At 69.7% G+C, this 17,796-nt stretch carries 14 protein-coding genes; 8 read left to right on the top strand and 6 right to left on the bottom strand.

Translation table 11 applies throughout. From position 1 onward, the window contains the following. On the bottom strand, positions 1-1,104 hold a 1,104-nt coding region (locus TSO352_RS01415), incomplete at its 3' end, for a tetratricopeptide repeat protein (RefSeq protein ID WP_109105623.1). 266 nt (positions 1,105-1,370) lie between these two features. Here TSO352_RS01415 and TSO352_RS01410 point away from each other — a divergent pair. Beyond that, complete coding sequence (locus tag TSO352_RS01410) at positions 1,371-2,993, top strand: tetratricopeptide repeat protein (RefSeq protein WP_146210691.1); 1,623 nt, start codon at positions 1,371-1,373, stop codon at positions 2,991-2,993. Between the two features lie 40 nt (positions 2,994-3,033). Here the strand turns inward: TSO352_RS01410 and TSO352_RS01405 are convergent, their stop codons facing one another. Next, positions 3,034-4,224, bottom strand: coding sequence for a glycosyltransferase family 9 protein (locus TSO352_RS01405; RefSeq protein WP_146210690.1), 1,191 nt, complete (start codon positions 4,222-4,224; stop codon positions 3,034-3,036). A gap of 143 nt (positions 4,225-4,367) precedes the next feature. Between TSO352_RS01405 and TSO352_RS01400 the strand changes: the two genes are divergently transcribed. The 5 genes from TSO352_RS01400 (at position 4,368) to TSO352_RS01380 (ending at position 9,442) form a co-directional block, all read left to right on the top strand. Further along, positions 4,368-5,555, top strand: a complete 1,188-nt coding sequence (locus TSO352_RS01400) for a glycosyltransferase family 4 protein (protein ID WP_109105620.1) — start codon at positions 4,368-4,370, stop codon at positions 5,553-5,555. A gap of 127 nt (positions 5,556-5,682) precedes the next feature. Beyond that, positions 5,683-6,555 (top strand): class I SAM-dependent methyltransferase, encoded by an 873-nt coding sequence (locus TSO352_RS01395; protein WP_109105619.1) that lies wholly within the window; start codon positions 5,683-5,685, stop codon positions 6,553-6,555. Further along, on the top strand, positions 6,552-7,316 hold the full coding sequence (locus TSO352_RS01390) for a class I SAM-dependent methyltransferase (protein WP_109105618.1): 765 nt from the start codon (positions 6,552-6,554) through the stop codon (positions 7,314-7,316). Before TSO352_RS01395 ends, TSO352_RS01390 begins: the two co-directional genes overlap by 4 nt. 51 nt (positions 7,317-7,367) lie before the next feature. Further along, the gene (locus TSO352_RS01385) at positions 7,368-8,315 is read left to right on the top strand and encodes a lysylphosphatidylglycerol synthase transmembrane domain-containing protein (RefSeq protein WP_247871831.1); all 948 of its coding nucleotides are present in this window, start codon (positions 7,368-7,370) and stop codon (positions 8,313-8,315) included. Positions 8,316-8,437: 122 nt separating this feature from the next. Further along, positions 8,438-9,442 (top strand): glycosyltransferase family 2 protein, encoded by a 1,005-nt coding sequence (locus TSO352_RS01380; RefSeq protein ID WP_109105616.1) that lies wholly within the window; start codon positions 8,438-8,440, stop codon positions 9,440-9,442. A gap of 225 nt (positions 9,443-9,667) precedes the next feature. Here the strand turns inward: TSO352_RS01380 and TSO352_RS01375 are convergent, their stop codons facing one another. Together TSO352_RS01375 and asnB are read right to left on the bottom strand one after the other, a co-directional pair. After that, positions 9,668-11,599: a hypothetical protein gene (locus TSO352_RS01375; RefSeq protein WP_199231454.1), complete on the bottom strand. Its 1,932-nt coding sequence runs from the start codon at positions 11,597-11,599 to the stop codon at positions 9,668-9,670. Continuing rightward, a complete protein-coding gene (gene asnB / locus TSO352_RS01370; protein ID WP_109105615.1) occupies positions 11,596-13,506 on the bottom strand; it encodes an asparagine synthase (glutamine-hydrolyzing) in 1,911 nt (636 codons plus the stop codon). The genes TSO352_RS01375 and asnB overlap by 4 nt, the downstream gene beginning before the upstream one ends. A 269-nt stretch (positions 13,507-13,775) precedes the next feature. Here asnB and TSO352_RS01365 point away from each other — a divergent pair, with 269 nt between their 5' ends. Then, on the top strand, positions 13,776-14,486 hold the full coding sequence (locus TSO352_RS01365; RefSeq protein ID WP_109105614.1) for a WbqC family protein: 711 nt from the start codon (positions 13,776-13,778) through the stop codon (positions 14,484-14,486). Beyond that, positions 14,483-15,139: a class I SAM-dependent methyltransferase gene (locus tag TSO352_RS01360; RefSeq protein ID WP_109105613.1), complete on the top strand. Its 657-nt coding sequence runs from the start codon at positions 14,483-14,485 to the stop codon at positions 15,137-15,139. The genes TSO352_RS01365 and TSO352_RS01360 overlap by 4 nt, the downstream gene beginning before the upstream one ends. Before the next feature lie 199 nt (positions 15,140-15,338). Here TSO352_RS01360 and TSO352_RS01355 read toward each other — a convergent pair whose 3' ends face one another. Both TSO352_RS01355 and TSO352_RS01350 read right to left on the bottom strand, forming a co-directional pair. Then, positions 15,339-15,971: a class I SAM-dependent methyltransferase gene (locus TSO352_RS01355; RefSeq protein WP_109105612.1), complete on the bottom strand. Its 633-nt coding sequence runs from the start codon at positions 15,969-15,971 to the stop codon at positions 15,339-15,341. A gap of 57 nt (positions 15,972-16,028) precedes the next feature. After that, positions 16,029-17,615: a glycosyltransferase gene (locus TSO352_RS01350; RefSeq protein ID WP_158284501.1), complete on the bottom strand. Its 1,587-nt coding sequence runs from the start codon at positions 17,613-17,615 to the stop codon at positions 16,029-16,031. Between the last annotated feature and the right edge of the window lie 181 nt (positions 17,616-17,796).

The raw sequence follows: 17,796 nt of genomic DNA, 5'->3' as shown, positions 1-17,796 counted from the left end.
CCCCGCCGCCGGCTTCAGCCGTTCCGCCCAGCGTTCCACCAGCGCCGGCTCCGCCGCCAGATAGGGCACGCGCGACGGCACCGTCTCCAGCCGGGTGCCGAACAGCAGCGGCAGGCTCATCACCGGGATCTGCACGTCGAAATCGGGCAGCGGCCCGCCGGTCTCCACCACCGTCACGCCGGGCAGGCTGCGCAGCACCGGGGCCAGGGGGTGCTGGCATTCCAGAAGGATGCGGTCCGGCTCCCCCGCCTCCTGCGCCAGCAGCGGCAGGTAGCGCACGAATTGCAGCACGTCGCCGAAGCCCTGCTCCCAATAGACCAGCAGGCGGCGCCCCCGCAGCGCCGACCCGTCCCAGCGCGGCTGGATGAAGCGGCGTTGCGGCGACGGCAGGCGGCCGTGCCTCCAGCGCCATTCGTAGCGCCGCCATCCCTCGACGAAGTCGCCGATCAGCAGCCGGACCAGGGACTCGTTCCAATGGGCACCGGCGAACCCCGGATCCAGCGTGCAGGCGCGCCGGAAGGACAGCAGCGCTTCCCAGAAGGCGCCCTGGTCCTTCACCGTCGAGCCGAGATTGCTGTAGGCCCCGGTGTGCTGCGGATTCAGCGCGATGGCGCGGCGGAAGCGGGCCGCCGCCGCGTCCAGCCGGTGGGCCATGCGCAGCAGGGCGCCGTGGTTGTTGGCGTATTCCGCCTCGTCCGGGGCCAGGGCGACGGCGCGGCCGAAGACCTCCTCCGCCTCGTCCGGGCGCTTCAACCCTTCCAGCAGGAGGCCCAGCTCGTTGAGGATGGCCGGCTGGTCGGGCTTGAGTCGCGCCGAGGCGTGGTAGGCCGCCGCCGCCTCGGCCCGCCGGCCGAGCCGGTACAGCAGCGAGCCCAGGTTGTTCCAGGCGTTGAGCGAGGCCGGGACCAGCGTCAGCGTCCGTCGGAACAGGGCCACCGCCTCGGCGGTTCGGCCCTGGTCGGCGTACAGCAGCCCCAGATTGTTGACGGCGGGGGCAAAGGCGCGGTCCTGGTCGATGATCCGCTGATACAGCCGGCAGGCCTCGTCGGCACGGCCGCTTTGCTGGAACTGGACCGCCGTCGTGAAGGCTTGCTCGATGGTCATGAGGTCCGCGGCGCCCCGGTATCAAGGATCCCGGCATGGGGATCAGGGTGAAGGGGGATCAGGGTGAAGGGTGTGGTGGCCGGCAGGGAAGGAACGCCCGGATCAGTAGCAGAGATGGCCGGACGCTGCCAAGAAGCGGCACGGGCCAAGAACCCGCCACCGCCAAGAGAGCATCGCCAGGATGGCCATCACCAGTCGGCCATCGCCAAGCGCCGGGCCGGTGCGCTAGGAATGCGCGACGGCTGATCGCGCGACGGACCCCTCCCATGGCCCTCTCCCCATCCGAGCTGTTCGGCCAGGCGGTCGGGCACCACATGGCCGGCCGGCTGGCCGAGGCGGCGCGGCTGTACCGGGCGCTGCTGGACGCCTGTCCGGGGCTGGAGCCGCCGGCCCGCAACCTGTTCCGCCTGCGGCACGACCTGATGGCGCGGGCCGGGGAGCGGTGGCGCGCCGGCGACCCCGCCGCCGCCATCGGGCTGCTGTCCGGAGTGGCCGCGGCGCTGCCCGACGATGCGGGGCTGCGGCACGAGCTGGGGGCGCTGCGGCTGGCCGCCGGCGACCCGGCCGGGGCGGAGCGGGCCTTCGCTCGGGCCGGCGCGCTGAACCCCGCGGACGCCTCCCGCGCTTTCGCGCTGGGCAGCGCCCGGCTGGCGGGCGGCGACAGTGTCGGGGCCGAGATCCTGTTCCGCCGCGCCCATCTCCTGGCGCCGGAGCTGGCGGAGGCGTTCGGCAACCGCGGCATGCTGGCCCAAGCCGCCGGGCGGGCCGCGATGGCGGTGACGTTGCAGCGGCGGGCGGCGGCGCTCCAGCCCGGTGGGGCGGGGCACCATTACAATCTGGCGGTCGCCCTCGCCACGCTCGGCCGGCATGGAGAGGCGCTGTCCGGCTACGAGCGCGCCTTGCGGCTCGACCCCGGCGACGGCCGGGCACGGCTGAACCGGGCGCTGACCCGGCTGCGGCTGGGCGACCTGCCCGGCGGCTGGACCCTGTGGGCTGAGGCGGGGGCGGAGCGGTTCCCCGGCGTCCCGCCCTGGGCCGGCGAGCCGCTGGAGGGGCGGCGCATCCTGCTGCACGCGGTCGAGGGGAACGGCGACACCCTGCAATGCGTCCGCTACGCCCCGCTGGTCGCCGCGCGCGGCGGGCGCGTGGTGCTGGAGGTGCAGCCGGGGCTGGTGGCGCTGCTGCGCGGGATGGACGGGGTCGAGGCGGTGGTGGCGCAAGGAGAGATTCAAAGGGAGGGGGTGCCGCCGGTCGATTGCCGCGCCGCCATCATGGATCTGCCGCGGCTGTTCGCCACCACGCTGGACAGCATCCCGCCGGTCCCGCGGCTGGCCGTCGATCCGGAACGCGCCGCGGCGTGGCGGGGGTGGCTGGACGGCCTGCCGGCCCCGGCGGGGTGCCTGCGGGTCGGCTTGGCCTGGGCCGGCGATCCCCGTCCGCAGGACCCCGACGCTCACGCGATGGACGCCGTGCGCAGCCTGCCGCTCGTCCGGTTGGCGCCGCTGGGCGCGCTTGGATCCGCTGCCGCGGGGCGCGTCCGCTTCATCAGCCTCCAGAAGGGGGCGGGGGCGGCCCAGGCGGCCGATCCGCCGGTTGGCATGGTCCTGCACGACCCGGCGGCGGCGCTGCACGACTTCGCCGACACCGCCGCCCTGATCGATGGCCTTGATCTCGTCATCACGGTGGACACCGCGGTGGCCCATCTGGCCGGAACCCTGGGCAAGCCGGTCTGGGTGCTGTCGCGCTTCAACGGCTGCTGGCGATGGCTCGACGGGCGGGAGGACAGCCCCTGGTACCCCAGCCTGCGCCTGTTCGTGCAGCCCAATCCCGGTAACTGGGACAGCGTCGTCGCCCGCGTCGCCGACCGCCTGCGGGCGTTGGTGGGCTGACGCCGCTGGGCTCCTTCGGCGGAGCGGAGCGTTCGCGCCGTCAGGCGGTGAGCGAACGCAACCGTTCGGCGATGCCGGCGATCACCGGCGCCCAGGGATCGGTCCCGCGGTCGCCGGTTTGGTTTTGACGGAACATGCGGACGTTCGGGTACCAGTCGCCGCGCGCGCCGTCTTCACCCCAGCGCCAGTCGCCGACGCGTGCGAGGCACAACCAGGTTTCCACCCCCAGCGCCGCCGCCAGATGCGCCAGCCCGCAATCGGGGGCGATGACCAACCGCATGGCGCGCATGATGGCGGCCATATTCCGCGTGTCGTAGACGCCGAGATCGCTGAAATGGTCGGGCAGTGCTTGGCCATAGAGCGCCGTCTTGTCCTTGTGGTTCTGCAGGCCGAAGACGCGCAGCCCCGGGATCTCCAGCAGCGGGCGCAACGCGGCGAAGGGCAGCGAACGCGGATTGTCCTCTCCCCAGCCGGCCCAGACCAGCCCGACCGGAACGCCGTCGCCATGGGCGGCGACCACATCGCGCCACGGGCCGGTGCGCTCGGCCGGCGGCTGCAGATAAGCGCCGGGAACGGCGACGTCCTCCGCGCCCAGCCCCATGGCGAAGGGCAGGCAGACCATTTCGCAGGTGGCCTCGAAGGCGATGCCGTTCCGGCTGTCGATCAGCGTGACGCCGTCGGGCAACGGGGTCTGGCGGAACAGGGCCAGGGTGCCGGGCGGGGTTTCGACATAGATGCGGCCGGCGCGGCGCGCCGCCTCGGGAATGAAGCGCAGGAACTGGATGAAGTCACCCAGCCCGTTGCTGTTGTTGACCAGCAGCCCGTCGACCCGGCTGACCCCGTCCCACAGCGCCGGATGGGCGTCGCGCAGGGTTCGCTGCCAGTCGGCGCGGTCCCAGGCCTCGCGGTAGGCCCGGCGGCCGAGCAGGAGATACATGCGGTGGAGGCGGAAGGTGCCGTTGGTCGGCTGCAATCGGCAGGCCTCGCCGGAGCAGGCGAGCGCCGTGTCGTACCGTCCGGCATCGCGGCAGGCGAAGGACAGGTTGTGCAGCATCCCGGCCACCGCCGTCATGAAGGCGGGCGACAGGGTGATGCCGCCCGGCAAGCGCCCGTCCGCCGGGATCCTTGCGGCGAGCGGCAGCATCCCGTCGGCGTCGCCCGCGGTGTAGAGGGCCTGCGCCTGGGCCAACACGGCCAAGGCGACCTGGGAAGCGTCCGAAGAGGTGGGCATCGGTGGCATGGCGGCAGGAAGGAGGACAACGAGGACGGGATTGGCGGCTTGCGGCTTCCGCTTGTCAAGAGCGGTGGGGCTTGCATCGCTGCGCCGGCGCCCGCATCAATGGCGCTCGTCGAAAAGGGGGAAGAGCGGGTGGCATGGCGCGGCTTCTGCTGATCAATTACGAGTTCCCGCCGCTGGGCGGCGGGGCCGCCAACGCCACCGACAACACCGCGCGCGAGCTGGCGGCGCTGGGGGTCGAGGTGCTGGTGCTGACCTCCGCCTTCGCCGGGCTGCCGCGGGTGGAGCGCCGGGCCGATGGGGTGGAGATCCGCCGCATCCCCACCCTGCGCCGCCGCCGCGACCGCAGTTCGGTGGTGGAGATGCTGGCTTTCCTCGCCAGTTCGCTGGTGATGGCGCCGTGGATCGCCGCCCGCTGGCGCGCGGACGCCACCATCGCCTATTTCGGCCTGCCCTGCGGCCCGGCGGCCTGGGTGGTCAAGGCGCTGTTCGGCGCGCCTTACGTCGTCAGCCTGCGCGGCGGCGACGTGCCGGGCTTCCAGTATGACGGCCTCTCGCTCTACCACCGGCTGGCCGGGCCGGTGATCGGCTGGTTGTGGCGCCGGGCGTCGGCCGTGGTCGCCAACAGCGAGGGGCTGGCCGATCTGGCCCGCCGCTTCGCGCCGGATCAACCGGTCGCCATCATCCCCAACGGCGTCGACACCCAGCGCTTCACGCCAAGGGACGGTGCGGCCGACCCGGCCGACGGCCTCTCCCTGCTGTTCGTCGGTCGGGTGGTGCGGCAGAAGGGGCTGGACGTGCTGTTCGAGGCGTTGGCCTCCCTGCCGCCCGCCGGGCTGGCCGGCGTGACGCTGCGCATCGTCGGCGACGGCCCAGCCCGGCCGGAGCTGGAGGCGCAGGCGCAGCGGCTCGGCCTGTCGGAGCGCGTCCGGTTCCTCGGCTGGCTCGGGCGCGATGACCTGCCGGCGACCTACCGCGCCGCCGACGCCTTCGTCTTCCCGTCGCGCGACGAGGGCATGCCCAATGTGGTGCTGGAGGCGATGGCCGCCGGCCTGCCCGTGGTGGCGACCCGCATCGCCGGCAACCGCGACCTGGTGGTGGACGGCGAAACCGGTCTGATGCTGGACACCGACGACGTGCCGGCGCTCGCCGCCACCATCGCCCGGCTGGCCGGCGACGCGCCCCTGCGCCGCCGGCTGGGCGCGGGCGGCCGGCGCCGGGTGGTGGACCACTTCTCCTGGCGCGCCGTCGCCGCCGCCTACCGCGACCTGGCGCTCGCCGGCCGCAGCGCGGCGGGGCGGGTTCCGTCGGCGCAAGGAGATTGAGGCGCGGGGGACCGTCGATCTTCGGGGCGTTCTGGACGGGTCTGGCAGGATCTCCGCCCCTCCAAGGGTATGCTCTCGCGGCCCCCGCTTTGAGGGGTTGTTGACATCCGGCGGCTTTCGGGAGCGTATGGCGGCGCGGCGGATCGGGTCGGACAGCAAGGGATCGGACAGCGTGGTGGAACCGGCAAAGACGGCGGAAAGCGGGGGCGGCACCTCTGCCCTGGCCTTCGATTTCGGCGAGAACTGGGACCATTACTCGCGCACGGTGCTGGACGAGCCGCGGCTGGCCGCCGCCGTCGACAGCCTCGCCGGGCTGGTCGGCACCGACCGGCTGAAGGGCGCGCGCTTCTGCGACGTCGGCTCCGGCTCCGGCCTGTTCACCATCGCCGCCGGCAAGCTCGGCATCGCCCAGGGCCTCGGCTTCGACGTCAACCCGACGGGGGTGGAGGTGGCGCGCCGCAACCTCGGCCGCTTCGCGCCGGAGCTGGCGGACCGCATCGACTTCCGCCGCGGCTCGGCGCTGGACGCCGGGTTCGTCGGCTCGCTCGGCCGCTTCGACGTGGTCTATGCCTGGGGCTCGCTGCACCACACCGGATCGATGTGGCCGGCGATCGAGACGGTGGGACAGCTGGTGGAGCCGGGGGGCATTTTCGTGCTGGCGCTCTACAACCGGCACTGGACCTCGCCGCTGTGGACCCTGATCAAGATCGTCTACAACCTGTCGCCCGGCGTCCTGCGCAAGGTGTGGGACTGGCTCCTGGGCTCGCTGATGTTCCTGGCGACCTGGGCCGTCACCGGCTCCAACCCGCTGCGCAAGGAGCGCGGCATGGAGTTCTGGGTCGACGTGACCGACTGGCTCGGCGGCTACCCCTACGAATACGCCGGCGTGGACGAGGTGCGGGCGCGGATGGACGCGCAGGGCTTCGACCTGCTGGAGGTCCGCCCGCCGCGCGTGCCGACGGGCTGCAACGAATTCATCCTGCGCCGGAGGCCCGCATGAGCGACGACGCCGTCAAGACCGCCCAACACCCCGCGGCCGCCGCGGACCATCCCGGCGGCGTCGATTACGACGACAGCTGGGAGAACCGCTGGAACGACATGCGCAAGTTCGGCCCGACCGGCCGCCACCTGCGCCGCATCGTCACCGAGATGGTGAGCGGGCTGGACTATGACAGCCTGCTCGACGTCGGCTGCGGCCAGGGCTCGCTGCTCGCCACGCTGATGCCGCTGAAGCCGCAGGCGCGCTACGCCGGCGTCGATTTCGCCGCCAAGGCGATCGACGTCGCCCGCCGCCGCGCCCCGCAGGCGGAGTTCGCGCTGCTCGACGTCGCCGCCGGCCATCTCGACCGCCGTTACGACCTGGTGGTCTGCACCGACGTGGTCGAGCACATCGAGGACGACGTCGCGGCGCTGCGCAACCTCGCCGCCATGACCGACCGCTACCTGCTGGTCTCCACCCTGCAGGGGCGGATGCGCGACTTCGAACGCACCGTCGGCCACCACCGCAACTACGCCCGCGGCGAGCTGCAGGCCAAGATCCAGTCGGTCGGGCTGGAGATCGAGCGGGTGGTGGAGTGGGGCTTCCCCTTCTTCTCGCCGCTCTACCGCAACGTGCTGGGCGCCGCCAGCGGCCAGGGCACCGAAGGGCATTACGGCCCCGGCCGCCGCCTGATCGCCGAGGCGCTGTTCCACCTGTTCCGCCTGAACTCCTGGTCCAACGGCGACTACATCTACGTCCTGGCCCGCCGGCCGGGGTCGTGAGGTAGCCTTTCCTCACGTCACATCATGATCTCATGAAAAGGCATCATTAAAGTGGGCTATCGCCTGAAGGCCCTGGTCAGCGCGCTGCTGGTCGGCCTGCTGCTGTGGCGGGTCGATGTGGCGGAGGTCGGGCGGGTGCTGGCGGTGGCGTCGCCGGGGCTGCTGGCGCTCGCCGCCCTGCTGTTCTTCCTGATGCACGCGCTGAACGCGCTCAAGCTGCGGGTGCTGCTGCCGGACCAGCGGGTGGGGCGGCTGCTCGCCTACGCGCTGGTGGCGCAGCTCTACGCGCTGGTGCTGCCGGGCCAGCTGGCGGGGGAGGCGGTGAAGGCCTATCGCCTCAGCCGCGACGAGGGGCGGGGCAAGGCCGACGGCGGGCGCATCGTCTCGGCGGTCGCCTTCGACAAGGTGACGGGGATCGGCGGGCTGCTGCTGCTGACCGGCGGCGGGCTGGCGGTGCAGTCGGCGCGCTTCGGCGACGGGCTGCTGGCGGCGGTCGGGCTGGTGCTGGCCGGGCTGGTCGCGGTGACCGGGCTGCTGGCCTGGGCGCCGGCGCGCGGCGCGCTGCTGACCGTGCTGGGCTTTCGCGCCGGACCAAAGCGCGAGGCGTGGCTGCTGGGGCCGCTGCGCCGTTTTCTCGACGCCTGGCACGCCCAGGCGCGGCGGCCGGGGCGGGCGGCGCTGTCGATCGCCGGCGGGATCGCGGTCCAGGTCGCGGCGGTCGCCGGCAGCCAGGCGCTGGGGCTGGCGGTCGGCATCGACCAGCCCTTTTCGGTGTGGTGCGCGGTGATCGGGCTGATGTCGGTGATCGTGCTGATGCCGGTCACCGTCGCCGGCATCGGCCTGCGCGAGGCGTCGCTGGTCGGCCTGCTGGAGCTGGTCGGCGTGCCGCAGGCGCAGTCGCTGGCGCTGGGCTTCGGCATCCTGGCCTTCCAGGTGCTGGTGGCGCTGCTGGGCGCCGTCGTCGACCTGACGGTGCTGCGCGAGCGCCGGCCGGCCTGACAGGGCGGCCCCATCCCCCACCCGGTATCGCAAACCAATTAGCCGTTGCGCTCGCCGGAGCCACCGGCCATACCATGGCCGGGCGTTTCACCCCACATGACCCGCACCCTCGGACCTGCTCGATGACCCTCCTGTTCTCCCCCGGATCCGCCACCACGGACATGGGCACGGTTTCCGTCTCCGTCCTGATCCCGGTCTACAACGAGGAGGACAACATCGCCCCGCTGTGCGGCCGGCTGATCCCGGCGCTGGACGGGCTGGGGCGCAGCTTCGAGGTCATCTTCGTCAACGACGGCTCCACCGACGGGACCGAGGCGGAGTTGCAGCGCGTCGCCTCCGATCCCCGCATCCGCGTCATCAATTTCCGCCGCAACGTCGGCCAGACCGCGGCGATGATGGCCGGCATCGACCACGCCCGCGGCGACGTCATCGTGCCGATGGACGGCGACCTGCAGAACGACCCGCAGGACATCGGCGGGCTGCTGGACAAGCTGGACGAGGGCTACGACGTGGTGTCGGGCTGGCGCGCCGACCGCCAGGACGGCTTCCTGCTGCGCACCCTGCCCAGCAAGATGGCCAACAAGCTGATCTCCACCATCTCCGGCGTGAAGCTGAACGACTATGGCTGCACGCTGAAGGCCTACCGGCGCCAGATGCTGCAGGGCTACCGGCTCTACGGCGAGATGCACCGCTTCGTGCCGATCTACGCCCGCTGGCAGGGGGCGAAGCTGACCGAGATGCCGGTGCGCCACCACCCGCGCCGCCACGGCCAGTCGAAATACGGGCTGGAGCGGGTGCTGAAGGTCGTGCTCGACCTCGTCGTCGTGAAGTTCCTGACCCAGTACGAGACCAAGCCGATCTACATCTTCGGCTTCGCCGGGCTGATGTTCATGGGGCTGGCCTTCCTGGGCGGGCTCTACGCGGTCTACCTCAAGCTGGTCGACGGCATCTCCTTCATCATGACGCCGCTGCCGCTCCTGGTGACGATGGGGCTGGTCACCGGGGTGATGTGCATCCTGATGGGTCTGCTGGCCGAGCTGCTGGTCCGCATCTATTTCGAGAGCCAGGGCAAGAGCCACTATTCGATCAAGACCATGCTGAACTTCGACGAGCCGCCGCGGGACTGATACCAGTACCGGAAAGTTCCGACCTGTGGTCGGCACTTTCCGGCCCCGCAGACGCCGGGCGGCCCGCGTCCGCGGGCCTTGGCTTCGCGGGCATGAGCCCGCGCGGCCGCCGTCGCGGCCGATACCAGGGTCAGACGTCAAAACGTTCTGACCCTGGTATGATCTCCCCCGGCCTTCCGGACGACAGCAGCCCCGGCACGCGGACCGTGCCGGGGCTGTTCTGCGTTACGGGGCCGCCGGCACCACCACCCCGCTGGGCGGCGTCAGCTCCTTCAGGGCGCCGGAATGCGCCATGACGAACAGCCGGACCCGCTGGCCGGCGGCGTCGGCCGGCAGCGGCAGGAGGAAGCCGCTGTTGGCGAGGCGCTCGTCATGGAAGGCGGCGGCGACATCGCTGCGGCCACCGCCGGTGGAGCCGACCGCGACCGTCCGGTCGCCGAGGGTCGCCAGCACAAAGGTGGCCGGCGCCATCACCGCCATATCGGCGGCCCAGCCGATGGCGGCGATCGGGCCGTTGAGGATCCGCTCGATCCGGTCCAGCGATCCGTTCAGCCCGACATTCGCTCCTGCGGCTGGAAGCGGCATGTCCAGCCGCAGGGCCGGTCCGTCCAGCCGTCCGTCCCGCAGCAGCGTCTGAAGGATCGACCGTTCCGGCCGGCTGGCGGCGTCGGCCAGGATCGGCCCCAGGAAGTCGGCCTTCAAGTCATAGGCGGCGTGCAGGAAGGGGGTGATGTTCCGTGGCGAGGTGGACGGGCAGACCAGCGGGCGGGTCCAGTCCAGCCCGGCCGGCGTCCGGATGGTCTGCAGGTGGGCGGCGACGCAGCGTTGCGCCTCGGCGTCGCGCTCGGCCACCATCCGGTTGAACGCGCTCACGCGCCAATGCCGCAGGACGCCACCGCCCGCGCCATGGCCAAGGGCGAGCAGGGCGACCAGCACCAGCCCGACGGGGATCGCGGCCCCCCTCCCGGTCCCCTTTCCGGCCAGCAGGATCCAGCCGGCGATGGCCGCCGGGAACACCAGCAGGACCGGGTAGGCGTAGCGCGGGGTCAGGCCGCAACGCATCGCGGCGGCGATGCCGTCGCCGCACAGGCCGGCCCGGCCGAAGGCGGTGGTCATGGTGACGATCACCGCCCCGGCGACCAGCGACGCGATGCAGAAGACGGCGTGCCGGCGCTCCACCCCCGCCCGGCCGAACGGCAGGACGGCCGCCGGGATCAGGCAGAGGGCGAACGCCCCGACGCCCACCGCCAGCGACAGTGGCATCCCCACCGTTTCCACCGGCAGGCCGGCGGCGGTGGCGAAGGCGCTGAACAGGAAGCCCCAGAACTCCGGCTGCCAGGGGCCGACCAGCGGCTGGCCGGTGTGGTTGGCGTAGGAGCCGCTGAAGGTCATCCACAACATCGCCGCGGTCAGCAGCAGCCCGCCGCCGACCGCCACCAGGGTGCGGCGATCGCCCAACCGGTCGCGCCACGACCCGCCCTGGCGCAGGGCCAGCACCGTCCCGACCCCGGCCGCCCCCAGCGTGTAGCTGGCGCCGAACACCCCGGTGGAGCCGAAGGCCAGCAGGAACAGCGTCGCCAGGACCGCCCGGCCGCGGGCGATGCTGTGCAGGAACAGGAACAGGCCGGTGAAGAAGATCGGCTGCGCCAGCCCCATGTGCTGGAAATAGAAATACTCGTTGTTCAGCGTGCCGGTCAGGAACAGCCCGGCCGCGGCCACCGGCAGCGCGGTCCAGCCCGGCCGCACGCAATCGCGCAGCAGCACCACCGCGTAGGACGCCAGCATCGCCGCGAAGGCCAGCCAGCCCAGCAGGCGGAAGGCGATGAAATCGACGCCGATCGCGTGCCACAGCCCGTGGGTCAGCAGCTTGAACAGCGGCGCCACATGGTCGCTGTCCTTGGCGAAGATGGAATGCAGGGTCAGCGGCTGCTGCACCCCCTGCTCCGCGCCGAAGAAATAGCCCCAGTCGTCCCAATAGGGCAGGCCGCTGCTGGCGTGCAGGTTCATGGCGCACTGGTAGGCGACGATCAGCGCCCCCACCCCCAGCAGCAGCCTCAGCAGGCCGCGCGCAAGCGCCGCGCCGCGGCCGGCGGTCCTGTCGGCGGCCGTCTCCACGGTGAAACGGCTGGACATGTCGCCGGAAAGGTCGGGGCTCATACGGCGCTTTCCATCGATGTCGGAACGGTCGCGGGACGGTCCAGCGCGGTGGCGAGCGCGGTCCAGGCCCACAGCAGGCCGCGGTGGTCGGCCTGTCCGCTGCGGTGCTCGTCCCAGCGCGCCGCCAGCCAGGCGCCGTCCACCCCCAGCCGTGCCGCGGTGTCCAGCGACGGCTGGGGCAGGTGGCGCAGCCAGCGGCTCAAGGGGATGCCGAAGCCTTTCTTCGGCCGGGCCAGGATCTCCGGCGGCAGCAGCGGCGCCATCGCCTTGCGCAGGATCCACTTGCGCGTGCCCCGGCCCAGGCCGTTGGGGTGCAGCTTGGCCGAGGCCGGCAGCCGGCTGACGAAGGCGACGAGGTCGCGGTCGAGGAAGGGCGAGCGGGTCTCCAGCGAGCAGAACATGCTGGCGCGGTCGGCCTTGATCAGCAAATTCTCGCCCAGATAGAAGCGGCCGTAGAACTCGATGGAGCGGTCGACGTCGTGGCGGCTGGCGCCGGACGACCACAACGCCTCCGCCTCGTCGTAGAGGTCGTCGGCGCTGAGGCTGACGCCGAACAGCCGCGACACCTCCTCCACCGAGGCCGGGCCGAGCCAGGACGGCATCCAGTGCGGCGGCCGGTGGCCCAGCCCGCGCAGCGCCCGGCGCAGCTTGAAGTCGAAGCTCATGTTGCGGTCCGACCGCGGCAGCCGGTGGGCCACCGCCTCCGCCAGCCGGTGCAGCGGGCCGGGCACGGTGTGGTGGTAGAGCCGCGCCGTCCTCAGCGCGTCGAAGGTGTCGTAGCCGGCGAACAGCTCGTCGCCACCGTCGCCGGTCAGCGCCACCGTCACCTGTTCGCGGGCGAAGCGCGACAGGAGGTGGGTCGGCAGCAGCGACGCGTCGGCGATCGGGTCGTCCAGCCGGCTGAGCAATCCCGGCAGCAGCCCGGCGGCGGTGTCGAGGTTCAGCGTGCGGCAGGCATGGTCGGTGCCGTAGTGGCGCGCCGCGTCGGCGGCATAGCCGCTCTCGTCGAAGCTCGGCTCATCGAAGCCGATGGTGAAGGTCTTCATGGCCGCCGGGTCGCGGTGCTTTGCTGCGAGCGCGACGATGGCGGCGCTGTCGATGCCGCCCGACAGGAAGAAGCCGACCGGCACGTCACTCAGCATCCGGCGTTCCACCGCGCGGTCCAGCAGCTCGCGCAGCTCCTCCGCCCACTGGTCGGGGCCGCCCGGCGGCTGGTCGTCGACCACCATGCGGTATTCCCAATAGCGGCTGACCGACAGCCGCCGGCTCGTCAGGTCGTAGACCATGCTGCAGCCGCCCGGCAGCTTGCGCACCGCGGCGTGGGCGCTGAGCGGGGCGGGGATGAAGCCGTAGGCGAAATACTTGATCAGCGCCTGGCGGTCGACGCCGGCGGGGACGTCCGGGTGGGCCAGCACCGCGGTCGCTTCCGAGGCGAAGACCAGCCCGCCGGCGGTCTCGGCGTAGAACAGCGGCTTCTTGCCGAAGCGGTCGCGGCCGAAGACCAACTGGCCGCGGCGGCGGTCGTAGAGGCAGAAGGCGAACATGCCGTTCAGCCGCTCCAGCATCTCCAGGCCCCATTCCCGGTAGCCGTGCAGCAGCACCTCGGTGTCGGAATGGTCGGTGACGAACCGGTGGCCGGCCTGCTCCAGCGCGCGGCGCAGTTCGGGCGCGTTGTAGACCTCGCCGTTGTAGACGATGACGAGGTCGGCCTCGGCTGTCGCCATCGGCTGGTGGCCGCCGTCGAGGTCGATGATGGCGAGGCGGCGGAAGCCGAGATGGACCGGCAGCGCGCCGCCGGGATCAATGTGGACGCCGTCGTCGTCGGGGCCGCGGTGGCGGATGACAGTGGTCATGGCGGCGAGGTCGCGCTCGCCGCCGGGTCCGGCGAAGCCGGCGAAACCGCACATGAGGGTGCTCTCCCGGGGAGACTGCCGAAGGTGGCGACGGGGCTAGGTTTAGCGTCTTGGCTTGCCGGGTGCCATGGTGAAAATTCCTGAAAAATCCAGGGCATTTGCGGATACAGCATCCTCTGTGCCGCCGTCGCGGCACCGGCTTCATGGCCTAGTATGGGGAGGGACGCCGGTGGGAAGGCTGCACAGAACGGGTGACGGCAGGATCGAGTTGCCCGTCGTGCAAGGGCATGTTTAAGTGACCCGTCGCCTTTCCGGAGTTTCATATGAAAAAAAGAATTGCCATTCTGCAGTCAAGTTATATCCCCTGGAAAGGATACTTTGACATCATCAACATGGTTGATGAATTCGTTTTGTTTGATGATGTGCAGTTTACGCGGCGGGATTGGCGGAACCGCAACCGGATTGTGACCGCAAACGGCAGCGTGTGGTTGACCATACCGGTCGTGAACAAGGGCCGTTATCTGCAGAGCATCGAGGAAACCGAGATTTCGGATCAGTCCTGGACGGTGCGGCATTGGGCGTCGATCAAGAACAACTATGCCAAGGCTCCGTTCTTCGGCGAGTACGCCGCCGCGATCGAAGCGCTCTATGAACGGGCGGGTGGCGAAACGCATCTCAGCGCCGTCAATCGTCTGTTCCTGGAGGGGATCTGCCGCCTGCTGGGGATCGGCACGCCTTTCACTTGGTCCAGGGATTATGCCGGAGAGGGCCAGAAGACCGACCGGTTGGTCGCCATCTGCGCGGCTGCCCAGGCCGACGCCTATTTGAGTGGCCCATCCGCCCGCGATTACATAGAACCGGAGACGTTCTCGGCGGCCAATGTGATGTTGGAGTACATGGATTATTCGGGATATCCGGAGTACTCCCAGCGCGGCACCGGATTCGAGCACGGCGTGTCGATTCTCGATCTTCTGTTCAACACCGGACACAAGGCGACGGAGTTCATGAAGTCTTTCCGAGGAGAGGCACGATGAGCGGGCGGGACGGTGATGACCGAGGCGCGCAGCATAAGGCCATCGAGCGCGCCGTTTCCGATTACTACACAGGCAAACTCCGCGCCTTTGGCGCCACCCCCGGTGGCGTGGACTGGAAGGATGCCGGCTCGCAGGAGCTTCGATTTTCCCAGCTCCGCCGCGTGTTCGATGGCAACGGCGGCTCGCTGATCGACTATGGCTGCGGCTATGGTGGCCTGCTCGGCTTCCTGCGCAACAGCGGGTGGACCGGACGCTATCTTGGCATCGACCTCTCCGCCGCGATGATCGAGGCGGCGCGCGCCCATTGCGCCAATTGGCAAGACGCGCGCTTTCTCCAGGCGGCAGCACCGGACGAGACGGCCGATTATGCGGTGGCCAGCGGCATCTTCAACGTGCGTCTCGACGTGTCGAAAGAGGCATGGCACGGCTACATGATGGATGTCCTTGCAAACATGAACCAGAACGCCAGCCGTGGGTTTGCGTTCAACTGTCTGACCTCGTATTCGGATCATGACAAGATGCGGGAGGATCTTTTCTACGCGGAACCTCTGTTCCTTTTTGACTTCTGCAAAAAGAATTTCTCACGCAATGTCGCGCTGCTGCATGACTATGGACTGTACGAATTTACAATCATTGTCCGGAAGCATGTTTGATAGGATGGGCCGCGGCGGTCGTTCACTGTATGGGGACTTTCTTTGAAGGGCGCTCTTTCCGAGCCAAGGGGTTCCGTCCCCTCATGGCCCTGCGGGCACAGGCCCGCGACAGCCTTGTTCGAACCCAATGGCCGGGCGGACACCCGGCCGGTGATCGAGGCGACGGCTTTCGATGGGTTGCCATCGAAAGCCGATGGTTTCAGGTGTGAAGCCGCACCAGCCCGAATCCGGGCCTTCGCCCTTCAACAGGGGGACGGATCTCGGGAATGATGTCGGAAACATCCAGCGCGTCGTCGCCATAAGCGACTTTCACGTCATTCCAGAACATTGCCATATCGTCATAGAGCGTGATGTCGTCGAATACGGCGAGCCTGGGCTTGAGCAAGGTCGTGTAGAGCCCGAACATCGACATGGTTGGCAGGTAGCGGTGGTCGGCGTCGATGTACAGAAGGTCGATCGGCTTGCCGCCGAAGGCCCGCAAAACATGCGAGATGCATGGCGGGGCCAGGGCATCCGATATGATGCGGCTCACACCTTCGGCTCCCTCCAGCTGGAGAGCGGAGTTGTTTTCGATGTCGATTGTTAGCAGTGTCGGCTGCCGGCCCCGCGCGCCGGCGAGCATCGCGCGTGCGGAGCCTCCCTCATGCGTTCCGATCTCCAGGATCCGCCGGGCTCCGGACACGTCCGCCAATCCGGCCAGAAAGCGGTAGTAGGGTGCAGGACCGAGCAAGGCGCCGTCGAGATTGTGGTGACGGCCGTAATGGAGGCCCGTCATGTCATGCTGTTCACCAGCGGTCCAGGCGGCTTTTGCAAGATTCTGAATGGTGATCATAAGAAGTCCTCTAAAAGTCGAAGATACCAGCCCTATCAACCCGCCGACCCCGGAGGGTCATGCGGCCGGTCGTGCCGCAGCCAGGTCCAGGATGACGCGTTCCACCTCGGCGGTGAACGCGCGGGTGTCCAGCATCGCTTGCACATTGCCTGGGCCGCGCGCTCCCAGCCTGCGCCGCATCCCGGGATCGGCCACCAATTCCAGAATGCGTTGCTTGATGTTGGAAACATCATCGCCGGGCACGACCATGCCGGTTCCCGTGCAGAACACGGCGGCCGGTGAATAATGCTCGAGCTTGTTGAACAGCCCCGCTAGCTTTTGGGAAAAGGTCACCGCGGGAATTCCGGCAGACAGGACTTCGTACATCGCGTAACCACCGCCGACGGGGTAGGTGTCGACATAGATGTCGCTTGCGCGGATGAAGCTCGCGAAGTCTTCCCGATAGCCGGCCAGCACGATGCGCGCTCCGACCTCGTCCGGAAAGTTGCGGCGGAAAAAATCGCCAGCCGGACTTTCCGGGCGCGGCCCGACCAGATACAGGCGCACGTTGGGACATTCGGCTGCGACTTCGCCAAGGGTTCGTAAAAAGCCGGTGTCGAGAAATTTTTCCGCCGACCCGGAGGTCATCACGACGATCTCGTCCGGCCCGGCTCCGATCGCTGCGCGCGACAAAGGGGGGGGAGGTACCTCGGAGTGCGCCGTGTAGACGCCACGGACCTGGGTGGCGTCGCACAGCTGCTCCATGGTGTGCCGATGCATGGACGGGGAGATGATGTGATCCAACGCGGGGCTGCTGTAGACGTGGGGATTGCCGAGGTCCAGGCCGACGATCAACGGTGCCGGCCGAAGTCCGGCGACGAGAAAGCTGAGCCCCATCTGCCCCAGCGGCACCAGCACGTCGATCTCCTGCGCGACGATCTTCCGCGACAGCGACAGGGCGCTTTCATAGGCGCTGGACCGGGCATCGTTGCCGATGAAGCCAGCGCCCATCGCCCGGATGCGCGAGAGCCAGAGCGGAAAGGTCTTGTTCACCCGCAGCAGGGTGTCTTCCTGATGATAGGAGAAGAACACCGGCTCAAACCGTTCCCGGTCGTGGTTGCGGGCCGTCTCGATCAGGACGGGAGGAAGGACGTTGTTCTCCTGTTCCTCGCCCCAGAAGACATACCCGATGCGCAAGGGGCCGCTCCGCGCCCGATGCAGTTCGGGACGGGAGGATTTCAGCGTGGTCATGACCAGTTCGGTCAGGATGCTGTCATGGATCGGAAGGTTGATGCTGGACGCCAGGGTGTGGAAATGGATGGCCGTCTCGCACACGCCGGCAACGTCGTTGGACCGTGCGCAGAGCAAGGCCGCTTCGCGCAGGCGGTCCAGCGCATCCCGTTGCCGCCCTGCCGCGGCCAAGTTGTGGGCCAGGAAGCGGGTCAACGCGTTGGTGCGGAAGCCAAGCAGCCAAGCCCGTTCAACGCAATGCAGGGCGTCGTCGTTCCTCCCCGCGTCGAGATAGGCCTGGGCGATCTGGATGTTGGCGGCGGCGCGCTCCTGAAGGGGCCCGGCTGCCAGGGCCTCCATCACCTCCGTGCCGGCGACAGCCTCCCTTGCCCTGATCCGCCGCAACACGACATCCAGAAGACCGCGGTGATTCATGGCCTGATCGTCCCCATTTTGAAAAGCACTGCCCGGCATTCCCCGGCTGGATGTGTCCGTCTCACCTCCAGGGCGCGCAGTCTGCCCGGACCGGGGCCATTCTGGAAGACGAATGCTGCCTGGGCGACAACGGTGCCGGTGACCCGCCGGCGGATCAAGGCTGGCGTCCCGCTCCGGGGGG

The sequence above is a fragment of the Azospirillum sp. TSO35-2 genome (genome assembly GCF_003116095.1).
Taxonomy (GTDB): Bacteria; Pseudomonadota; Alphaproteobacteria; order Azospirillales; family Azospirillaceae; genus Azospirillum.
Note: the sequence above shows the minus strand (reverse complement) of the source record. Positions and strands in the feature narration are given on the sequence as shown.

Excerpts from the sequence above, each read along its gene's own strand:
- TSO352_RS01410 (WP_146210691.1), top strand. The coding sequence starts at position 1,371 with ATGGCCCTCTCCCCATCCGAGCTGTTCGGCCAGGCGGTCGGGCACCAC.
- TSO352_RS01405 (WP_146210690.1), bottom strand. The coding sequence starts at position 4,224 with ATGCCCACCTCTTCGGACGCTTCCCAGGTCGCCTTGGCCGTGTTGGCC.
- TSO352_RS01400 (WP_109105620.1), top strand. The coding sequence starts at position 4,368 with ATGGCGCGGCTTCTGCTGATCAATTACGAGTTCCCGCCGCTGGGCGGC.
- TSO352_RS01395 (WP_109105619.1), top strand. The coding sequence starts at position 5,683 with ATGGCGGCGCGGCGGATCGGGTCGGACAGCAAGGGATCGGACAGCGTG.
- TSO352_RS01390 (WP_109105618.1), top strand. The coding sequence starts at position 6,552 with ATGAGCGACGACGCCGTCAAGACCGCCCAACACCCCGCGGCCGCCGCG.
- TSO352_RS01380 (WP_109105616.1), top strand. The coding sequence starts at position 8,438 with ATGACCCTCCTGTTCTCCCCCGGATCCGCCACCACGGACATGGGCACG.
- TSO352_RS01375 (WP_199231454.1), bottom strand. The coding sequence starts at position 11,599 with ATGAGCCCCGACCTTTCCGGCGACATGTCCAGCCGTTTCACCGTGGAG.
- asnB (WP_109105615.1), bottom strand. The coding sequence starts at position 13,506 with ATGTGCGGTTTCGCCGGCTTCGCCGGACCCGGCGGCGAGCGCGACCTC.
- TSO352_RS01365 (WP_109105614.1), top strand. The coding sequence starts at position 13,776 with ATGAAAAAAAGAATTGCCATTCTGCAGTCAAGTTATATCCCCTGGAAA.
- TSO352_RS01360 (WP_109105613.1), top strand. The coding sequence starts at position 14,483 with ATGAGCGGGCGGGACGGTGATGACCGAGGCGCGCAGCATAAGGCCATC.
- TSO352_RS01355 (WP_109105612.1), bottom strand. The coding sequence starts at position 15,971 with ATGATCACCATTCAGAATCTTGCAAAAGCCGCCTGGACCGCTGGTGAA.
- TSO352_RS01350 (WP_158284501.1), bottom strand. The coding sequence starts at position 17,615 with ATGAATCACCGCGGTCTTCTGGATGTCGTGTTGCGGCGGATCAGGGCA.